Source organism: Shewanella sp. GutCb (assembly GCF_002836135.1).
In the GTDB taxonomy this organism is placed as follows: Bacteria; Pseudomonadota; Gammaproteobacteria; order Enterobacterales; family Shewanellaceae; genus Shewanella.
The window spans coordinates 1-18,243 of the sequence record NZ_PJBL01000003.1 but is presented as its reverse complement, the minus strand read 5'-3'; the positions used below and the strand labels follow the sequence as shown (position 1 = coordinate 18,243).

The following is an 18,243-nucleotide window of genomic DNA, read 5'->3' as shown; positions in this document are numbered from 1 at the left end:
ATTGGGCTGGTTAACGGTATACGATGAGCTAATACTGGCTTCTACTATTATTGGGTCGTTATCGGATGAATAAAGTGTTCAACATTAGTCTATTGCTACTATTTACCACCAGTTTACCCGCGGTTGCTGGACAGGTTGTAGTGCGTAAATCTAGCGAGCCATTTGATGCGTTTGCAGTGCGCGATCAAGTGTTGGCTGACCATGAGTGGCAAGAAGCGCTCAGGTTTCAACAGCAAATAAAAATCTTACAAGCACTGCCTATGGGCTGCTTGCCTGTTGCTATTCCTTATCGCCATTTCACTTGTAGTGGCCAGTTCTACAGGCCTTATGAATATCAAAATAAACAGCTCTACATTGAAATAGAACCGCCGCAGGCGGTTACCCCCTAAGCTTGCTAGGGCAGTTGATTGCTTTACTGAATGAGTCGTACTTTTGATTTACGCTTTGTAACGTTTTTTGCCGAACGGACTCGTTTTTCCAACTATGCTTAAAGGTATGATTTTTTGCGTTGAGAGCGTTATGAAATTCATTTCTTTAGCACTATTGTTCTCCCTGCTCATTTTACTGCAAGGTTGCAGTTCGACCCATGAGTCAAGCCATCAATATGCGCTTGAAAGCTATTATCATGATGAGCATTTTACGCGAGTGAACGATCTTCCTGCTGTAGAAAGCCTATTTGCCTTATCTGTTAGTGATATAACCAGTGTACGCAATGACCTCAATAGGGCGAGATTGTCAAAATCGAGCAATGTCATGCGCCACCAGTGGTTAGCTAATTATATCAATGCCCAAGATGGCGGCTTTCGTTATGCTGATAATCTGACTCGTTCAGCAAGCGATACATTTGGCGATCGAGAGGGCAACTGTTTATCTTTGGTGTTATTAACCGCGGCGATAGCCCAGGAACTGGATATTAGAGTCGAATATCAGGAGATTGATATCCCGCCCGTTTGGGATAAGCAAGGGGGATTCTATCTAGTGAATGGACACATTAATTTGAAACTGTTGCCGCAAGAAAGAGGCAATGTACTGAATGTTTCTGCAGGTGCTATCCAGATAGATTTTTTACCCGAACGTGCTATGCAAGGCTACGATAAACGTAGAGTGAGCCAATCTATGGTCGCTTCAATGTTTTATAATAATGTGGCTGCCGAAGCGCTGGTGCAAGGGGAGTATGACAAAGCTTACGGCTTGCTTAAATTAAGCTTACAGCAGGATAATCAGTTTTTACCTGCTATCAACACCTTGGCTGTTTTGTATCGATATAGAGGATTAAATGCGGAAGCTGAAGCATTGTATAAGTTGGCGTTGAACATCAACCCTGACGATATGAATGCGTTGTATAACTACGCGATTATTTTAGCCGAGCAAGATAGGCTTGATGAATGGGCGGGAGTGCACAAAGTCTTGGAACTTGCTCGTATTCGTAACCCGTATTATTACTATGGTATGGCGCAACAAGCGTATTTTGATAAAGAGTATCAAGCGGCATTGAACTGGTATCAACGTGCGATTGATAAAGCGGATTATCGCCATGAATTCTACTTCGGACTGTCAAGAACCTATTGGGCTACGGGGGACGAGCGTAGAGCAGAAGCTAACATGAAAAAAGCGTTGGCCTTGACCAATGACAGTAATAATAAGCGCCGCTACCAATCAAAGCTGCATGCTATTCAAGGTCACGACTAAACTGAGCCAGCTGTATGCATGCACATAATGGTATTGCTATAAATTTATCTATGCAAACTGCTATCAGCCGCAACCATATCGGATTTTTGCTTACTTTTGTCAATCTTAGCGCTTTAAGCGATGTCATCATCCTACAGACCATGGAGTTGCTCTGCGTCTAGCGTTGTGGTGCTGCCCTTGAATGCATTATTGCGAATAGGAATAAGTTATATAATGTTTACTAAGTGTTAAATACTGATTGTGCGCCTGAAGTTAGTGCGGATTATTTTTAGTAAACCAATCTAAAACAAGTAGTTAAATTTATTTATTGTTATTTTTACTAACTTGATTGCAATGTGAGTAGATACTGGGATAAATTGAACTCAGTATCGCAATTGAGAGTTATGTTTTCATATATCACACGCTAGACGGAGCGCAGTATTACCATGTATTACAAAAATGATGATGTTCGAATTAATAAGATTAAAGAGTTGTTACCTCCAATTGCTATTTTGGAGCGATTTCCAGCAACAGAGAACGCATCAGCGACCGTATTTAATGCGCGTGAAAGCATCCACAATATTCTGGCTAAAAAAGATGATCGCTTATTAGTGGTTATTGGCCCATGCTCTATTCATGATCCTATTGCTGCGGTTGAATACGGTAAACGTCTTGTGGAGTTACGTAAGCAATATAAAGATCAATTAGAGATCGTTATGCGAGTCTATTTTGAAAAGCCTCGTACTACCGTTGGCTGGAAAGGTCTCATCAACGATCCAAACATGGATAACAGCTTTAAGTTAAATGATGGCCTGCGCACAGCACGCAAGCTATTGCTCGACTTGAATGATATGGGCTTACCTGCAGCGGGTGAGTTTCTTGATATGATCACGCCACAGTATGTTGCTGATTTAATGTGTTGGGGCGCCATTGGCGCACGTACCACGGAATCACAGGTACATAGAGAGCTAGCTTCTGGTCTTTCAAGCCCTGTTGGATTTAAAAATGGCACCGATGGCACGATTAAAGTCGCTATTGATGCGATTGGCGCAGCCAATGCTCCACACCATTTTTTATCGGTGACTAAATTCGGTCATTCAGCGATTGTTGAAACTAAGGGTAACCCTGATTGCCATATCATTTTGCGCGGTGGTAAAGAGCCAAATTATAGTGCTGCACATGTGGTTGAAATAAATAAGCAGTTAGATAAAGCCGGCCTACCTAACAATATAATGATCGACTTTAGCCATGCTAATAGCTGTAAGCAGTTTGCATTGCAGATGTCGGTTGCTGATGATGTTGCTGGCCAAGTCAGTGCGGGTGATACGTCAATATTTGGTGTGATGGTTGAAAGTAACTTGGTTGAAGGTCGTCAAGATCCAGTAGAAGGCGAACCGCTTTGTTATGGTCAGAGCGTCACAGATGCTTGCATTGGTTGGGATGATACCGAAAAAATGCTCAGCGTATTGAATCAGAGTGTTATCAACCGCCGATAACGGGTGCGTTAATTTTTTATCGCTGATATAAACCTAGTGTTCGCACTAGGTTTTTTTATGGCTGGCTTTTGGCATGGTTAAATCATACTTATTGCTATTGGGCGGTGTTAGCGGTGAGGCTGACGTTGCTATTTAGGCTGATAATGGGGGGAGTTTGGTCGTAGTCTGCTTAACCGGCATTGCTCATAACGGCAGAGTTACTGGCAGTGATGCTACCGAACGATTATTTTTGTTGAAAATCCTCTTTTATGTACCACTTTACGTTGATAAACGATAGAATGTTGCGCAATTAATACCCTAAACAAGGATTGTAAAGGTATGAAAGCAAGTCAGCTTCGGTGCTGGGTTTCCTATTCAGTACTTTTCTATTTCAGTTTTTCGCAAAGTCTTTATGCATCCGACGATGTAGATGTGGCGATCGACAAAATAGCCAAACGCCTGCCTATTTTTAGTCAAAAACTGAGTTTTTACCTACCACATGATTGGAAATTAGCTTTTTCTCAGTCAGAGGATGGCATGTTTACAGCTGAATTTTTACCTAAAAACGAACAGTTACGAAACTGGTCTTCTATGGTGTGTATTCAAGGTTTTAAAGATTTGTCTGCCAATATAGAGCCTAGCGATTTTCTCGATACGATGGCGGAGGCTTATCGAGATAACTGCTATGGCGACGTGTTATATGAACGTGTAGATGACGAATTCATTGATGGCCATCAGACGGCAAGTGCCATTATGGGCTGTACTCGAATGCCCAACACGCACCTTAATGGGTTACAAGCTAACGTTTATAAAGCGCTAGAACACTTAGGTGAAATTGGCCATTACACTGCAGTAAAAGGCGAAAATGACCTGTACCTTATTCATAAGTCTATGAGAGGGGAGGAGTTCACTTCAACATCTGCACCGGTTGAAAGAGCTAACTATCGTGAGTTCATGTCTGCGATAACGCCCTTCAAATTAAATTAACGCATTAGGCGCTTAGTCGTACTTTTGTACTGGGGTTAGCTTTTCAATTATCAGGTCTTAATTATAAATAATACGTCCCGTCTTACGTTTGAGCCATTTGTCACTGTTAGAGTTAAACATAAATGGCTCAAACTAAAGTATTAGCGAGCATTTTTGGTTAAGCCGGCCCCTTTTCGTTATCTGCAGATTTTCTCGGTTGAACATTTGTAATCTAAGCTAGAACAAATCGCTTTTTGATAAGTTAGACATTTAACCGTATAGACGTCTATAATGCGCGCACAAAGCGGTAACCTAAGGTTATTGCAGTGTAACAACAATTAAAAATAACTAACTAGTCAACTTTATTGGTGCCTTAACTTTCAGCTTAAATGTTGAGTAAGGATAATCGGGAAGTCAGTTAAATTCTGACACTGCCCCCGCAACGGTGAATGGTGAGAGACAGGCGTATTAAAGCTTGTATTCGCATATCGATACTTAAATCGATATAGAACCTAAGTCCGGAGACCGGCCTGTAAAGTGATTTCGATGATTTCGGCGGGCAGATCTCGAAGTGCGGCAGTGTGCAAATGTAGCGATGGAGTTTTAGCGCTTAACTATTTGTCATTCCGTGACGCATTGCCCCGTTTTCCTTTAGGAGTCAAGGGCAAATGGGTATCAAACCATCTAAAATTGCGTTGCTTATCAGCGGCGTATTCAGCTTAACTGCATTGCCTGTACTGGCAGCAGAATCCAGCCAACAACTTGTCGTTGACGAAACGATCACTGTCACCGGTGCACGTTTTGACAGAACGACTGATCAGCAACTTACCGTCATTAATACCATTGAACGTGAAGAGATAGAGCGTCTGAATCCCAAATCTATTGCAGACGTTTTAGAAATTCTGCCGGGCGTAAGCGTCACGCGTAATGGTGGAGCGGGTCAAACCACTTCAGTTAGCATTCGTGGTAGTAACTCAAGTCATGTCTTAGTTATTGTTGATGGTGTCAAAGTGGGCTCAGCGACACTTGGCTCGGTTAGCTTCAACAGCATATCGCCAGAAAATATTGAGCGTATAGAAGTCTTAAAAGGACCTAGAGCCTCTGTTTGGGGCAGTGATGCCATTGGCGGCGTGATTCAAATATTTACTCGCCAACTTAAAAGCGGCGAAGGCTTTGTTGGTGCTGAGTACGGTACTAATGATTATCTTCGTGGCTCAGCTGGTTTTGGAATGGAGCACGGGGAGGGCAGTAGCACACTAGTTGTAAGTCGTGAGCAATCAAATGGCTATGATGTTTATGACGGTGCAGAATCTGAAAATGATGCTGATGGTTACGACCGTACCTCTATATCACTTAAAGGTTCACAATTACTTAGCCAGCAGTGGCAGGCACTCTGGAGCGGTCAATACGACAGAGGCAACAATCAATTTGATGATATTTATGGCAGTGGTGGTGTGGATGAGTCTGATTATGCCAATTACCTTTGGAATTTAGGTACGCAATATACTGGCGGAAAATATACCAGTAAGTTGACGTTTAGCCAGTCTCGAGATTATAACGAGAACTTCCGTGGTGATAACGTGGCTGCCGGAATTGCCAAATATGAAACTAAGCGTAAGCAAGTGAATTGGAGCTATCAATACCTCGTTGGAAATGGCTTGAACTTAAGCGGTGGCGTTGATTGGTCAAATGAAGCCGTGCTTGGTGATTACGCGCAAAATGACCGCGACATCGTTGGTGCTTATCTGTTGGTTGAGAAGCAATGGCAGAAGCTACTTGCTGAAGTCGCAGTTCGTTATGATGACGTAGAAAATGTCGATAGCGAAACGACTTATAACCTAAGTCTGGCTTACCAGTTTACTGAACAATGGCGTTTGTCGGCGACAACCGGCACAGCGTTTAAGGTGCCAACGTTTAATGACCTGTACTGGCCTGGTTCAGGTAATCCTGAACTGTTGTCAGAAACATCTGAAAGTTATGATATGACCTTGAACTATCGACGTAATGATGTTCAAGCTTATGTCAGCTTCTTCAAGAACGACATCGATAACCTAATTGCTTGGGCTCCTACGGGGATCATTGGCGATAACGGTTGGGAGATCTGGAAACCTGCTAATGTTAACAATGCCGAAATCACTGGCGCTGAATTTTTTACTAAGTTTGGCTTGTTTGGCCTAGAGCATCAGTTAGCGTATACCTATTTAGATACTGAAGATAAAGCGACTGAAAAGGCACTTACTGGCCGTAGCGAGAATGAGTTTAACTATTCGTTGAGTTATCAATGGCAAGATTTTGATCTGTTGGCTAACTATCATTATCAAGGCAAGCGATACGCAGGCTACGACCAATACTTGGACGCATATCATCAGTTAGATCTGGGGCTAGGGTATAAGGTGACTGATAATTGGCAGCTGCGTTTAAAAGCCAATAATGTGTTTGATGAAGAGATTGTCTCAGTGGCAAACTACTTCAGCCCTGGAAAAGAAGTCTTCTTCAGCGTGAGTTACAACGCGCTGTAATAGAGCGTGCAGTAGAAGCTCAGCCAGAGCTAAGTAAAATAAAGCCAGTCATCAAGGTGACTGGCTTTTTTGTATCTGCAGCTCGTGGTGAGTCTAGCGCTACCTGAGTCCGGCATACCGGTTTTGAGGCTGGGTTGGTTGTGTTTCAAATGGCAGATGCAAAAAAACCTCGCTAGGCGAGGTTTCATGTTGAGTACTTAAGGTCTTACTTGCCTTAGACTCTGGTCTAAATGTTGCTACACCTAAACTAAATATTGGTGCCCGAACCCGGAATCGAACCAGGGACACGAGGATTTTCAATCCTCTGCTCTACCGACTGAGCTATTCGGGCAACGGCGCTATTAAAAGGCTTTTACTGATTTGAGTCAACTATTTTTTGCTAAATGGTGCTTTCTTTTGTTCGCACGTTGAATTATCCAGCGTTTAGCTGCAGAACTAAGCAATTCATTGCAATGGATCACTTTGGTAGCGTTACGACGAAGTAATGTTAAATTTGTGTGAATTTATTAGGCCTTTCCACGGTCTTGTCTTTATACAGAGAAAAAGATCAACGAGGAGAAATTGTTTGGGGCTTCACATTCGAACTGTTTGGACTATTCAGCGCCATCCATTAGGACTGTTTGTCAGTATCATTTTGTTGATCCTGCTCTCTTTGTTAGGTCTGCATAGACTCAACCTCGATGTTAACTTTAGTGATTACTTCTCACCAACCGATCCTCGGTTTGTAGCGTTTAACCAGATGAACGATAGTTTCGAACGCCACGACCAATTATGGCTACTACTTGAAAGTAAGCAAGATTGGCGAGAAGGGGAGCTTACTGAACCTCTTCTCACCTTTATAGAACAGTTAAAAGGCAATCCAAATGTATTAAGTGTTCAGGGCTACAATCAGTTTCTTCAAGGTGATGCTAGCGCGGATAAGATACTTAATTATAAAAAACATCCACGCCTAACATCAGTTTTATCGGAAAATGGCCAAGCCATACTATTGCAGCTAAAACTAAACGAGGCACAGTCTAAATCCTTTGCTACGCGCAGTGTGTGGTTGATGAGCACACTTGATGAAATCGATGCTGCAACAAGTGCTTTCTGGCTGCCAATGAATGTAAATAGTTATCTCAACGGCACGCATGCCTTAAATTGGCAATATGCCAAAGTGCTACGTCATGACTTACTTTGGTTTGCACCCTCGTTATTGGGTATTATCTTTTTGATGGCAGCGCTTTTTATCAGGCAAAAAGTGTGGATTACTGCGTTATGTCTTAATAGCGTTATAACCCTTATTTTGACCTTAGGCATAGCGGCTTGGTTAAAGCTAACATTGGCTGCGATAAGCGCCTTTGTCCCTGTGATTATTGTGACACTGGCTTTGGCGTATGCATCTCATCTCTATTTTGCTTGGCGGCGTGCAATCAACTTAGGTAAGTCAAATACTCAAGCACTTGAGCACAGCGTTAGCGTCAATCAAGCGCCACTATTTTACTCTACCTTGACTACCATATTGGGTTTCTGCTTATTAATGTTTAGCCCATCGCCACCCATACAGAGCTTTGGTTTATTGGTAGCATTTGCGGTTTTGTGTAATTACCTATTAAGCCTAACCACATTAATCTACTTTGCTGGTTTTTCTAAGCCCACTAAACAGACTGAAATGAACTTTGGTTCAGTACTATCACTCGCCAAATATAATGTAAAAAGACCCAATGCTGTAATACTTGGGATTGTATTGCTTAGTGTTCTCTCACTGATAAGCGTATCCAAGCTAACCCTCAATGATGACCCCTTAGGTTACTTCGAATCGAATAACTCCTTCACAGTATCTAGTCAAAAAATGCGACAGTACTTTGCGGGGATCAACTTACAACACTATGTTGTTAGTAGTAAAGCAGGTGCTCAGCTTGATAAAGTTGAATTGGCTTTTATTTATAAATTTGCTCGTTATCTAAAAGCACAACCTGAGGTTAATAAGGTTCAGCATCTGGGTGATTGGATCAAAAGTACCGGTATGGGGCAGAACCAGTTTAAGCGTTTATTAACTGAAAAATCAGTCGTGCAATTACGCTTACAAAGCGAACTAAATAAGCGCAAGAATGCCAGCTTAGTGACCTTGTATCTAGTGCCAATGACAGCGATGGAGTTGGTGGTATTTGAAACTAAAGTGAATACTTGGTTAGCAAGCAATGCTCAAAATATTGATGTCAGCCCGTCTCTTGGCAGTAATTTATTGTTTGCCCATCTCAGTATCGACAATGCTAATAATATGCTGATTTCATTCGGTGTGGCGTTACTTGCGCTAGCGGCGCTGCTCAGTATATTGAAACGCTCGTTAGTCTTTGGCTTGATGGGACTATTACTTAATTTTTTACCCTTACTGTGGGTGTTTGCTCTATGGCAACTAAATGGTGGTTTTATCAGCCTCGGTACCGCGGTTGTATTGGGGATGATGCTGGGCGTTATTGTCGACGATACTTTGCATTTGATGCTTAGATTGCCCAGTAAAGATTGCGGTGACAGTGACACTACTGTGATGTGGGATGCATTCAGCAAAGTCTTACCCGTGATCACCTTTACCACGCTTGCCATCGCCTTGGGGTTTTCTATCGGGTTAATGTCTGATTTTGCGCCTATCTCACAACTGAGTTTGCTCTCTTGTTTGGTGGTGCTATTTGCTTGGGGCTTTGATGTTTTGATGTTACCTGTGCTTTACCAGCGCTGGATATTAAGGAGAAAGCATGCAGACTAAGGTACTTACTCGCTGTTTTCCGATTAAGCCTGTTACAGGGGCTAATACAGCTTTGACTGCAAATAGTCAGCGGATCATGTGTTGGCTCGGAGATACTCAACACAAGCCAGTGCAATTTAGCGATACTCAAACAGATGCAATGAGTCGCCTATTACCCTTATTACTGTGCGGTGAACAGTCGGCACAGTTAGTTTTTAACAGTGAGATCAATCGTTTAGCCGCAGAGCAGCAGCATTCTTTAGTGGTCTGCTTACAAGATGTCGAAGCCGACGAGCATCGTCATGATATTGCACTGCAACAGGTAGCGCATTCATTGAGTGAATTGCCCGAGTTCACTCAAGTGCAAAGAAAAGCAAAACGCTTTTATGCGCATCTGGGGCGGGTGAGTACTTACAGTGAACATTTTGTCCGAATTGCCATATTAGATACCTGTGTCACCCATATTATGCAAGCGTTTGAACATTGTCATTTAGGCGAGGAACATCGCTTTTCTCAATTGTGTGGCCTCATTAAGAAAGATGAAGCAAAGCATGTCTACGTTAGCCGTAAACACGCGATAGCACTTGGAGCAACGTTGAATCAATTTTCCCATCAGCATGAGTACGTCGTGGGTGATTTGATGACGTTACTGCAGACTCAAGGCGATGCATTTGAGTCAATGGGGGTCTGTTTGGATAGACTTAATCAAAAACTGGAGGCTAAATGGCGGTAAAATTTGCAAAGCATTCGCTGTGTTTAAAAGGGATCGCTCACGCTTTGCCTCATACCAACATTAGTAACGAACTGCTGCTTGAAAAGCTCAAGTATCAATGTGGCTTACTAACTGCGAGAAAAGCTAAAGCAATTGCTCGCAGAATTGGCATACAGGGGCGACATTTAACCCGCAATCTTGATACCGCGACCAGTGCGCCGTCACCGACGAGTATCGAGCTGAGTGTACAAGCGTTAAAGGGGGCACTTGCCGCGGCAAACGTTGAAATGGAGCAGCTAGACTATCTGCTTTCCCATACATGCACACCCCATACTCAGGTGCCTCCTAATGCTGCGTGGATAGCAGACAAACAGGCATACCATGGTCCTTATTTAGAATTACGCCAAGCCTGCACCGGTTTTGCCAATGGTCTGCAGATCGCGTCTGCCTTTTGTGCTGTTAATCAGCAACCAGTGGCGATAGTGGGCTGTGAGACGGGGTCGGTCTTCTTTGATATGGATAATCGATTTATCGATACAGAGCAGTTAGTCAATTATGTGCAAATGGGAGATGGTGCTGCAGCGGTAGTGTTGGCCCCTATTGAGCAAGCAAACGGTGCCTCTGGGATTATTTCTGATATCTATTTAGGTCATATCGGCGTTGGTAAAGACGCTGGCTTTTATCTTGATGGTGGTTCTAATGATGTTGCTAATAAGCAAATGGCGAGGTTTCACCATAATACTGCGGCTGTTAGGAAGCAGGGCAGCCAATTATTTGAACTTGGATTAGCGGCTCTGCAGTCTCATGGACACCATCTTGATGACTTTCGTTTTATTTTACCTCACCAAGCGAACGGTCATATTGATACTCTCTTAGCTGAAGCGCTGAGCATTGAACCTAGTCGTGTTATTAACGATGCTAAATGGCTGGGTAATTTAGGCTCAGCGGCAATATGGGTCAGCCTCTCTAGACTGATCAATTCTGGCGTATTAGAAACGGGTGACAAAGTGATGATATTAGGCGCAGAGGCAACTAAATACTTATATGGTGGATTTGTTTACCAACATTCGTAAATCTATTAAAAAAAATAAAGGCCTCATTTGAGGCCTTTATTTTTTATAACCAGTCATAAAACACGGTTATTAATTACTGTTTCGCGAGTAACTTATTGCTTGGAAAGTTAGCTTTCATGACCATAAGTGCATGCTCTTTAAGCTTATCTTGTCCTAACTCACCATATGCTTTAGACATGATCTCTAAAGCTCTTTCGGTGGACGGTGTACCAGGATAACCTTCCATTACTAGCTGGGCACGAATAGCGGCTGCACTCCATGCATTCATTTTTATGTAGTATTCAGCTACCTTGATCGAGTAAAGTGCTAGTCTATTTTTTAAGTGTTGCATGCGTTTTTGCGCATCTGCTGCATACTTGCTGTTTGGATAAGACTTAACCAGTCTGTCAAAATCCTTAAATGCATCTTGTGCTGCTTTAGGATCACGATCAGATCTATCGATATTTAACATGTCGTGGAAAAGGTAGCGATCAGACTGCATATTGACAAGACCGCGCATATAATAAACGTAATCAATATCTTTATGTGTTGGATTTAATCTAATAAAACGGTCGATGTTAGCAATGCCTGAAGCTGGGTCATCAAGCTTGTAGTAAGCAAATATTAAATCGAGTTGGACTTGTGTTTTATGAGGTCCAAACGGGAAACGGGAATCTAAAGCTTCTAAAGAACGAACTGCTTTGCTGTAGTTTCCCAGCTCCATAGAGGTTCTTGCTTGAGAATAAAGCACTTCAGGTGAACTTTTGATCATTGCAGGATCTTCGCCCTGTTTACTACTACAGGCCGTAGCAGCAAGCGAAATTAGCACTACAGCAACACTTTTGGCAAATTTATGCATACTTGAATTCGATTCTTTTAAAGTTATAGTTATGAATTTTTCCATTTCACGATAAAATAGAAACAATCCGATTGTAACAGATAGTAAACATTTTTGGACCCCGAAACGTGGGTACGGTTCATATGACTCAAGAGATTAAACTAAAAAGCGAGATAACATCAACACAATCAGGCCAAAGATTGGACCAGACTCTGGCTGATTTGTTCCCTGATTACTCGCGAACACGCATTAAAGAGTGGATTCTGTCCGGTGCAGTATACATCGATGGCACAGTTGCTGATAAACCCAGAGTGAAAGTTCTGGAAGGTCAGGACGTCGTCGTAGATGCAACACTGGAAGAGGAAACATCCGCAAAAGCCGAAGCGATAGATCTTGATATTATTTATGAAGATGATCATATTTTGGTTATCAATAAGCAAGCAGGTCTAGTAGTACATCCTGGTGCTGGTAATCAAGACGGTACGCTAATGAATGCATTACTGCATCATTGCCCTGGTATCGAGTTGGTACCGCGAGCAGGTATTGTGCATCGTTTGGATAAAGACACTTCCGGTTTAATGGTTGTGGCTAAAACAGTTGAAGCACAAACCCATTTGGTTACGGCACTGCAAGCTCGTGAGATCACTCGTGAATACGAAGCGATTGTTCTCGGTGGGATTATTGCGGGCGGTACAGTCGATGAACCTATCGATCGTCACCCAAGCAAACGTACACATATGGCTGTAGTGCACAATGGCAAGCCGGCGATGACACATTATCGCGTGGCTGAAAAGTTCAGACTGCATACGCGTTTACGCCTTCGCCTAGAATCTGGTCGTACACACCAAATTCGTGTGCATATGGCTTATATCGGCCATGTATTGGTCGGTGATCCTGTTTATGCAGGTCGACCGCGTCCTCCAAAAGGGGCTGCGCCAGACTTTTTTGAAACCTATATGGCTTTCAGACGACAAGCATTGCATGCGATTCGACTTGAACTAGCACATCCTTTCACTTGTGAAGTGATGAGCTGGCGAGCGCCTGTTCCTGCTGATATGGTGAAGCTGACTAAAGCTCTTCGTCAAGATACGATTGATAATCCACCTGTTATTTAATGACAGATGTTTTCGATGAGAAACAAGCTTGGTTTATTCCTCCGGGGGTAAACTTAGCTTTTTCGACTCGACAAGGTGGCATAAGCTTACCCCCTTTTGATAGCCTCAACCTCGGTGCCCATGTCGGTGATAATATCACTTGCGTCAACGGTAACCGGCAAATCATTTTGCAACGCCTAAACCTTCCTGTAGCCCCTGCTTGGCTTGAGCAAACTCACAGTATTAACCTTGTTGATGCCGATAACAGCAAAGTCCATCAGGCAGATGGGAGCTACTGTAATAACAGCAACCAAGTGTGTGTGGTGATGACTGCTGATTGTCTTCCTATTTTACTGTGTGATAAAAACGGAACCGAGGTCGCAGCGGTTCATGCTGGTTGGCGCGGGTTGTGTGACGGTATTATTGAAGCGGCAATAAACAAATTTTCGCATTCTCCACAAGAGATCGTTGCTTACTTAGGACCTGCAATTGGGCCTAGAGCTTTTGAAGTTGGCTCTGAAGTAAAACAACAATTCGAAGTAAAGCATCCAGAGGCTCGGCACTGTTTTGTCCCTGCAAGTGAACATCTTAGCCATAAATACCTCGCTGATCTTCAGGGATTGGCAAAACTCAGATTAGCCAAAGCGGGTGTGAAAACCCTTTTTGCTGACACGCGTTGTACGGTAACGGATCATGAATCATTTTTTTCTTATCGCCGCGACGGTATCACTGGCAGAATGGCATCATTTATTTGGCTCGATGCTTAAAAAATAACTTGAATTTGCTCGGTTAGCCCCCATATTTTAGTTATCAGATGCTTTACTGTCTTGTAGAGCAAACCTATTCTTGTTTGTATCAAAGCGTGAATGGATTAAGTACTCCAATTAGGAGTTTCCAACTCGGTGCGCCATGCATGTCCCAGCTACAAACCTAACTGAGTTATCGGAGGAATGATGCGACTCGACCGTATGACAAATAAATTCCAAATTGCTATCTCGGATGCTCAATCATTGGCATTGGGCCGAGACCACCAATTTATAGAGCCAGCCCACTTGATGATGGCATTGCTGAATCAAGACGGCGGTTCCATTCACCCATTATTGACCCAAGCGGGCATTAAGGTGAGTACTTTGCGCTCGTTACTGAGCCAAGAGTTAGAACAACGACCACAAGTAGAAGGCACGGGCGGAGATGTTCAGTTATCTCAAGCGCTGATCCGTGTGCTGAATTTGTGCGATAAATTAGCGCAAAAGCGCAAAGACAAATTTATCTCAAGTGAGCTATTTGTATTAGCTGCACTCGAAGGGAGTGATGCCCTAGCACAGGCGTTAAAGAAGTCTGGTGCAACAAAAGCGTTAATGGAGTCGACCATAGAACAGATGCGTAATGGCCAAAAGGTTGATGATCCTAATGCTGAGGATCAACGTCAAGCGCTGAAAAAGTTCACCGTTGATCTCACTGAGCGAGCAGAGCAGGGCAAGTTAGACCCCGTAATTGGTCGTGATGACGAAATTCGTCGTACGATCCAAGTATTGCAACGTCGTAGTAAAAATAATCCTGTATTGATCGGTGATCCCGGGGTCGGTAAGACGGCCATTGTTGAAGGGTTAGCACAGCGGATCATTAACAATGAAGTACCTGAAGGCATTAAAAATAAGCGGGTACTATCTTTGGATATGGGCGCATTGATTGCTGGTGCGAAATATCGTGGTGAATTTGAAGAACGTCTAAAAGCGGTTCTTAATGAGCTTTCTCAAGAAGAGGGCCAAGTTATCCTCTTTATTGATGAACTGCACACTATGGTCGGTGCTGGTAAAGGCGATGGCGCAATGGATGCGGGAAATATGCTTAAACCAGCATTGGCACGTGGCGATCTACATTGTGTCGGTGCGACAACATTAGATGAGTACAGAAAATATATTGAAAAGGATGCTGCGTTAGAGCGTCGTTTTCAAAAAGTGCTGGTGGATGAGCCTAACGTTGAAGATACCATTGCTATTTTACGTGGTCTCAAAGAGCGTTATGAGCTGCATCATCATGTTGAAATTACTGACCCTGCAATTGTTGCGGCTGCGACCATGTCTAATCGCTATATTTCAGACAGAAAGCTACCTGACAAAGCGATCGACCTGATTGATGAAGCTGCATCGAGCATCAGAATCCAGATAGATTCGAAGCCCGAATCTCTCGATCGACTCGAACGTCGTGCTATTCAGTTAAAACTTGAAGAGCAAGCGGTAAGGAAAGAGGAAGATGAAGCGAGTTTACGACGTTTAGAGGTACTTCGCACTGAGCTAAAAGAGGTTGAGGCAAAAGCGGCTGAGCTAAATGAGATTTGGCACACCGAAAAAGCCGCGCTTGCTGGGACCCAGCATATCAAGGCTGATTTAGAGCAGGCTAGAATGGATTTAGAGGTCGCGAGACGTGCCGGTGATTTAACGCGGATGTCAGAGTTACAGTATGGCCGTATTCCGGCGCTTGAAAAACAGCTCGACTTGGCAGCCCAAGCTGAAATGCAAGATATGACCTTACTGCGTAATAAAGTGACAGACGTTGAGATCGCTGAAGTGTTATCTAAAGCGACCGGGATCCCAGTGTCAAAGATGCTTGAAGGCGAGCGGGAAAAGTTATTGCAGATGGAAGATGCGTTACATGAACGCGTCATCGGTCAGAACGAAGCGGTTGATTCTGTATCTAATGCGATTCGTCGCAGTAGAGCAGGCCTTTCCGATCCGAGTCGTCCTATCGGTTCTTTTCTATTTTTAGGTCCGACGGGAGTGGGGAAAACAGAGCTTTGTAAGTCACTGGCCAAGTTTCTATTTGATACTGAATCTGCACTAGTACGAATTGATATGTCTGAGTTTATGGAGAAGCACTCTGTATCGCGTTTGGTCGGAGCGCCTCCTGGATATGTAGGTTATGAAGAGGGTGGCTATTTAACTGAAGCGGTAAGACGTAAACCTTATTCTGTTATTTTGCTTGATGAGGTCGAAAAGGCACATCCTGATGTGTTTAATATCTTATTACAGGTATTAGATGATGGTCGTTTAACTGATGGCCAAGGTCGAACTGTCGATTTTCGTAATACGGTAGTGATCATGACGTCAAATCTCGGTTCTGATGTTATTCAAGCAGGCTTTGGTGCACAAAGCTACGAAGAGATGAAGTCCAATGTGATGCAGGTCGTGACGCAGCACTTTAGACCGGAGTTTTTAAACCGTATTGACGAATCCGTGGTTTTCCATCCGCTGGATAAAGCTAATATTGCCCATATTGCTGCGATTCAAATAGAGGCGCTACAGCTTAGGTTGGCTGAAAAAGACTACGAGCTTGAGATCAGTGCTGAAGCATTAGCCGTTATTGCGGATGCGGGATACGATCCTATTTATGGGGCGAGACCGCTAAAACGAGCTCTACAGCAAGAGGTTGAAAATCCACTAGCTCAAAAGATCTTAAGCGGACAACTTCAACCTGGAACGCCGATACAAGTCTCGGTTGTCGCGGGACAACTCAACTTTACGCAGTAACACCGTCGTTTAGTCGGTAACTCGGTTCGTTTTATAGTGGCATCAACGAAAGTTGATGTCACTTTTTGATGTATCACTAGCAATTTATATTCTATTGCTAGTACAGCTTTACTTCCCTTGTAGTGTCAAGCCTACCGAATAGAACGACTTCTGCATCATATTGACCATATGTTTGTATTATCCAATTATTCAACAATACTTAATGTTATTAAAATAATATAGATAGCGGTCAGTAGCAGTGTTCAAGTACCACGGCTATTGGGGGCATTTAACTTAATTACAGGGAGGCAATAGTATGAAACGTCAGTTAACAATTATCGTTTTAGCGTCAATGACAATCGTAGGTTGTGCAGACTCAAACCGTGACAAAGAGCAAACATCGGCGCCCTATATTGGTGAGGGTAATCAAGAATATGAAAGCTTGTATCATTATGGATATTATCGTGGTTGTAAAAATGCTTATGTAATGAAGAAACAACAAGCAGAGCTTTATGACTCAGTAGCGAAGGATACAGCCCTTGATGGGCTTGATAAATTTGATGATGGTTGGAAAGCGGGTCTTAAAGCATGTGAAGATGGTGTGACGCGTTCAATGTATAACCTTACGGCTAGCAAGTAGCTCGTGGGCTTGAAACAGACTCAAACGGAGTCTGTTTCTATATTTGCTCGTTCAATGTTCGTTAGTTCTCGCAAAATAAAGAGACACGCTCTTTTTGTTCGGTAATAGCAGCTTGTCGCTGCTCTTCTGTCATTGCTACGGTTTTGCCTGTATCTGCACTCTTTCTATTAAGTTTTGAATGACTGCTTAATACATTCAGGCTGTGCTTAGCACTTTCGCAAATTGTTTTAGCTTGTGCTTTATCTGATTTCTTTATTGCGAGTGCCGACTTCTCTAACTCCGTAGGGACTTTTACTAATGGCGCCGAGACTGTTGGCGCTACACTGCCTATTTTAGCTGGCTGAATGTCTTCGCTATAGATTTTTTTAGCTTCTTTTTGCGCGGGAGGTTCCTGACTAAAGTGAGTTACGCCTTGTTCATCAACCCATGTATAAATTTCGCTAGCATATGAATGAGTGCTAAATAGACTCGCGAACAGCAAAACGCCACAAAGCTTTATCCAAAGCGATTGAGCTAATACACCTTGACTATGTTCGCTTCTAGTAAGGTCATTTGTTGGTTCTAATATCATTTATTACCTTCCATAGCTTTATCTATGATTAGTTTCGAAGATGCAACTAACATCACTCATGCTAGCGTGATAACGAGATTAATAGCAACTGAGAAAGTTTTACCTCTATATAGGTGAAACAAAACGCTCTTACTCTATTTGCCCATTAAAATACGCTATGAAGACGTAAAACAATCAGAATAATAAGGCTGAGTATTAGAACAAATGGCAATCAGCGGCCTGTCTTGCATGATATATATTCATTGTGAGTGGTTTATGCGCAGGCAGCGCGTTTAATTACTTTTTATTCAGAAAGCCCCTTGTGCTCCATCAGTATTCCCCTATAATGCGCATCCACTGACACGGCACAGCAGGCCAACTACTTAGGTAGTACGGGACTTGCAGCGTAATCAGTATCTCTTTTAACTAAGAGGTGAGAGTTAAATCTCCTTGGGAATTTAATTCAGGTGACAAGCGCTTTAAGGGCTTCGGGTTTGATAG

14 protein-coding genes, 1 tRNA gene and 1 riboswitch are annotated in these 18,243 nt (G+C 43.0%); of the genes, 12 read left to right on the top strand and 3 right to left on the bottom strand.

The genetic code is table 11. The features are described 5' to 3' along the window. Positions 1 to 65 precede the first annotated feature (65 nt). The 5 genes from CXF86_RS03330 (at position 66) to CXF86_RS03310 (ending at position 6,628) form a co-directional block, all read left to right on the top strand. Positions 66 to 389 (top strand): hypothetical protein, encoded by a 324-nt coding sequence (locus CXF86_RS03330; RefSeq protein WP_102038335.1) that lies wholly within the window; start codon positions 66 to 68, stop codon positions 387 to 389. Positions 390 to 519: 130 nt separating this feature from the next. Then, positions 520 to 1,689 carry a tetratricopeptide repeat protein gene (locus CXF86_RS03325; protein ID WP_257985273.1) on the top strand — a complete coding sequence of 390 codons (1,170 nt, stop codon included), beginning with the start codon at positions 520 to 522 and terminating at the stop codon, positions 1,687 to 1,689. 425 nt (positions 1,690 to 2,114) lie between these two features. Continuing rightward, a complete protein-coding gene (gene aroG / locus CXF86_RS03320; RefSeq protein ID WP_102038333.1) occupies positions 2,115 to 3,164 on the top strand; it encodes a 3-deoxy-7-phosphoheptulonate synthase AroG in 1,050 nt (349 codons plus the stop codon). 318 nt (positions 3,165 to 3,482) lie between these two features. After that, entirely contained in the window at positions 3,483 to 4,130 is a 648-nt protein-coding gene (locus tag CXF86_RS03315) for a hypothetical protein (RefSeq protein WP_101091453.1), read from the top strand. A gap of 328 nt (positions 4,131 to 4,458) precedes the next feature. Then, positions 4,459 to 4,658: riboswitch (cobalamin riboswitch) on the top strand. 119 nt (positions 4,659 to 4,777) lie between these two features. Further along, complete coding sequence (locus tag CXF86_RS03310) at positions 4,778 to 6,628, top strand: TonB-dependent receptor domain-containing protein (protein WP_102038332.1); 1,851 nt, start codon at positions 4,778 to 4,780, stop codon at positions 6,626 to 6,628. Between the two features lie 255 nt (positions 6,629 to 6,883). Here the strand turns inward: CXF86_RS03310 and CXF86_RS03305 are convergent. Further along, positions 6,884 to 6,959: transfer RNA gene (locus tag CXF86_RS03305), tRNA-Phe, on the bottom strand. Between the two features lie 234 nt (positions 6,960 to 7,193). Between CXF86_RS03305 and CXF86_RS03300 the strand changes: the two genes are divergently transcribed. Genes CXF86_RS03300 through CXF86_RS03290 form a run of 3 tightly spaced genes read left to right on the top strand, consistent with a single transcriptional unit; the run spans position 7,194 to position 11,135 of the window. Next, the gene (locus tag CXF86_RS03300) at positions 7,194 to 9,371 is read left to right on the top strand and encodes an efflux RND transporter permease subunit (protein WP_257985272.1); all 2,178 of its coding nucleotides are present in this window, start codon (positions 7,194 to 7,196) and stop codon (positions 9,369 to 9,371) included. Continuing rightward, entirely contained in the window at positions 9,361 to 10,083 is a 723-nt protein-coding gene (locus CXF86_RS03295) for a hypothetical protein (RefSeq protein WP_102038331.1), read from the top strand. Before CXF86_RS03300 ends, CXF86_RS03295 begins: the two co-directional genes overlap by 11 nt. Continuing rightward, a complete protein-coding gene (locus CXF86_RS03290) occupies positions 10,074 to 11,135 on the top strand; it encodes a 3-oxoacyl-ACP synthase III family protein (RefSeq protein WP_102038330.1) in 1,062 nt (353 codons plus the stop codon). The genes CXF86_RS03295 and CXF86_RS03290 overlap by 10 nt, the downstream gene beginning before the upstream one ends. Positions 11,136 to 11,208: 73 nt before the next feature. Here CXF86_RS03290 and CXF86_RS03285 read toward each other — a convergent pair whose 3' ends face one another. Then, positions 11,209 to 11,973 carry an outer membrane protein assembly factor BamD gene (locus tag CXF86_RS03285; protein WP_101091457.1) on the bottom strand — a complete coding sequence of 255 codons (765 nt, stop codon included), beginning with the start codon at positions 11,971 to 11,973 and terminating at the stop codon, positions 11,209 to 11,211. 122 nt (positions 11,974 to 12,095) lie between these two features. Between CXF86_RS03285 and rluD the strand changes: the two genes are divergently transcribed. The 4 genes from rluD to CXF86_RS03265 all read left to right on the top strand — a co-directional run bounded on the left by rluD (position 12,096) and on the right by CXF86_RS03265 (position 17,192). Beyond that, the gene (rluD, locus tag CXF86_RS03280; protein ID WP_101091479.1) at positions 12,096 to 13,067 is read left to right on the top strand and encodes a 23S rRNA pseudouridine(1911/1915/1917) synthase RluD; all 972 of its coding nucleotides are present in this window, start codon (positions 12,096 to 12,098) and stop codon (positions 13,065 to 13,067) included. After that, positions 13,067 to 13,813, top strand: a complete 747-nt coding sequence (pgeF, locus tag CXF86_RS03275) for a peptidoglycan editing factor PgeF (protein ID WP_101091458.1) — start codon at positions 13,067 to 13,069, stop codon at positions 13,811 to 13,813. The genes rluD and pgeF overlap by 1 nt, the downstream gene beginning before the upstream one ends. 186 nt (positions 13,814 to 13,999) lie before the next feature. Continuing rightward, a complete protein-coding gene (gene clpB / locus CXF86_RS03270) occupies positions 14,000 to 16,573 on the top strand; it encodes an ATP-dependent chaperone ClpB (RefSeq protein WP_102038329.1) in 2,574 nt (857 codons plus the stop codon). Positions 16,574 to 16,868: 295 nt separating this feature from the next. Then, a complete protein-coding gene (locus CXF86_RS03265; RefSeq protein WP_101091460.1) occupies positions 16,869 to 17,192 on the top strand; it encodes a hypothetical protein in 324 nt (107 codons plus the stop codon). Positions 17,193 to 17,253: 61 nt separating this feature from the next. Here the strand turns inward: CXF86_RS03265 and CXF86_RS03260 are convergent, their stop codons facing one another. Then, the gene (locus tag CXF86_RS03260) at positions 17,254 to 17,763 is read right to left on the bottom strand and encodes a DUF4124 domain-containing protein (protein ID WP_102038328.1); all 510 of its coding nucleotides are present in this window, start codon (positions 17,761 to 17,763) and stop codon (positions 17,254 to 17,256) included. Between the last annotated feature and the right edge of the window lie 480 nt (positions 17,764 to 18,243).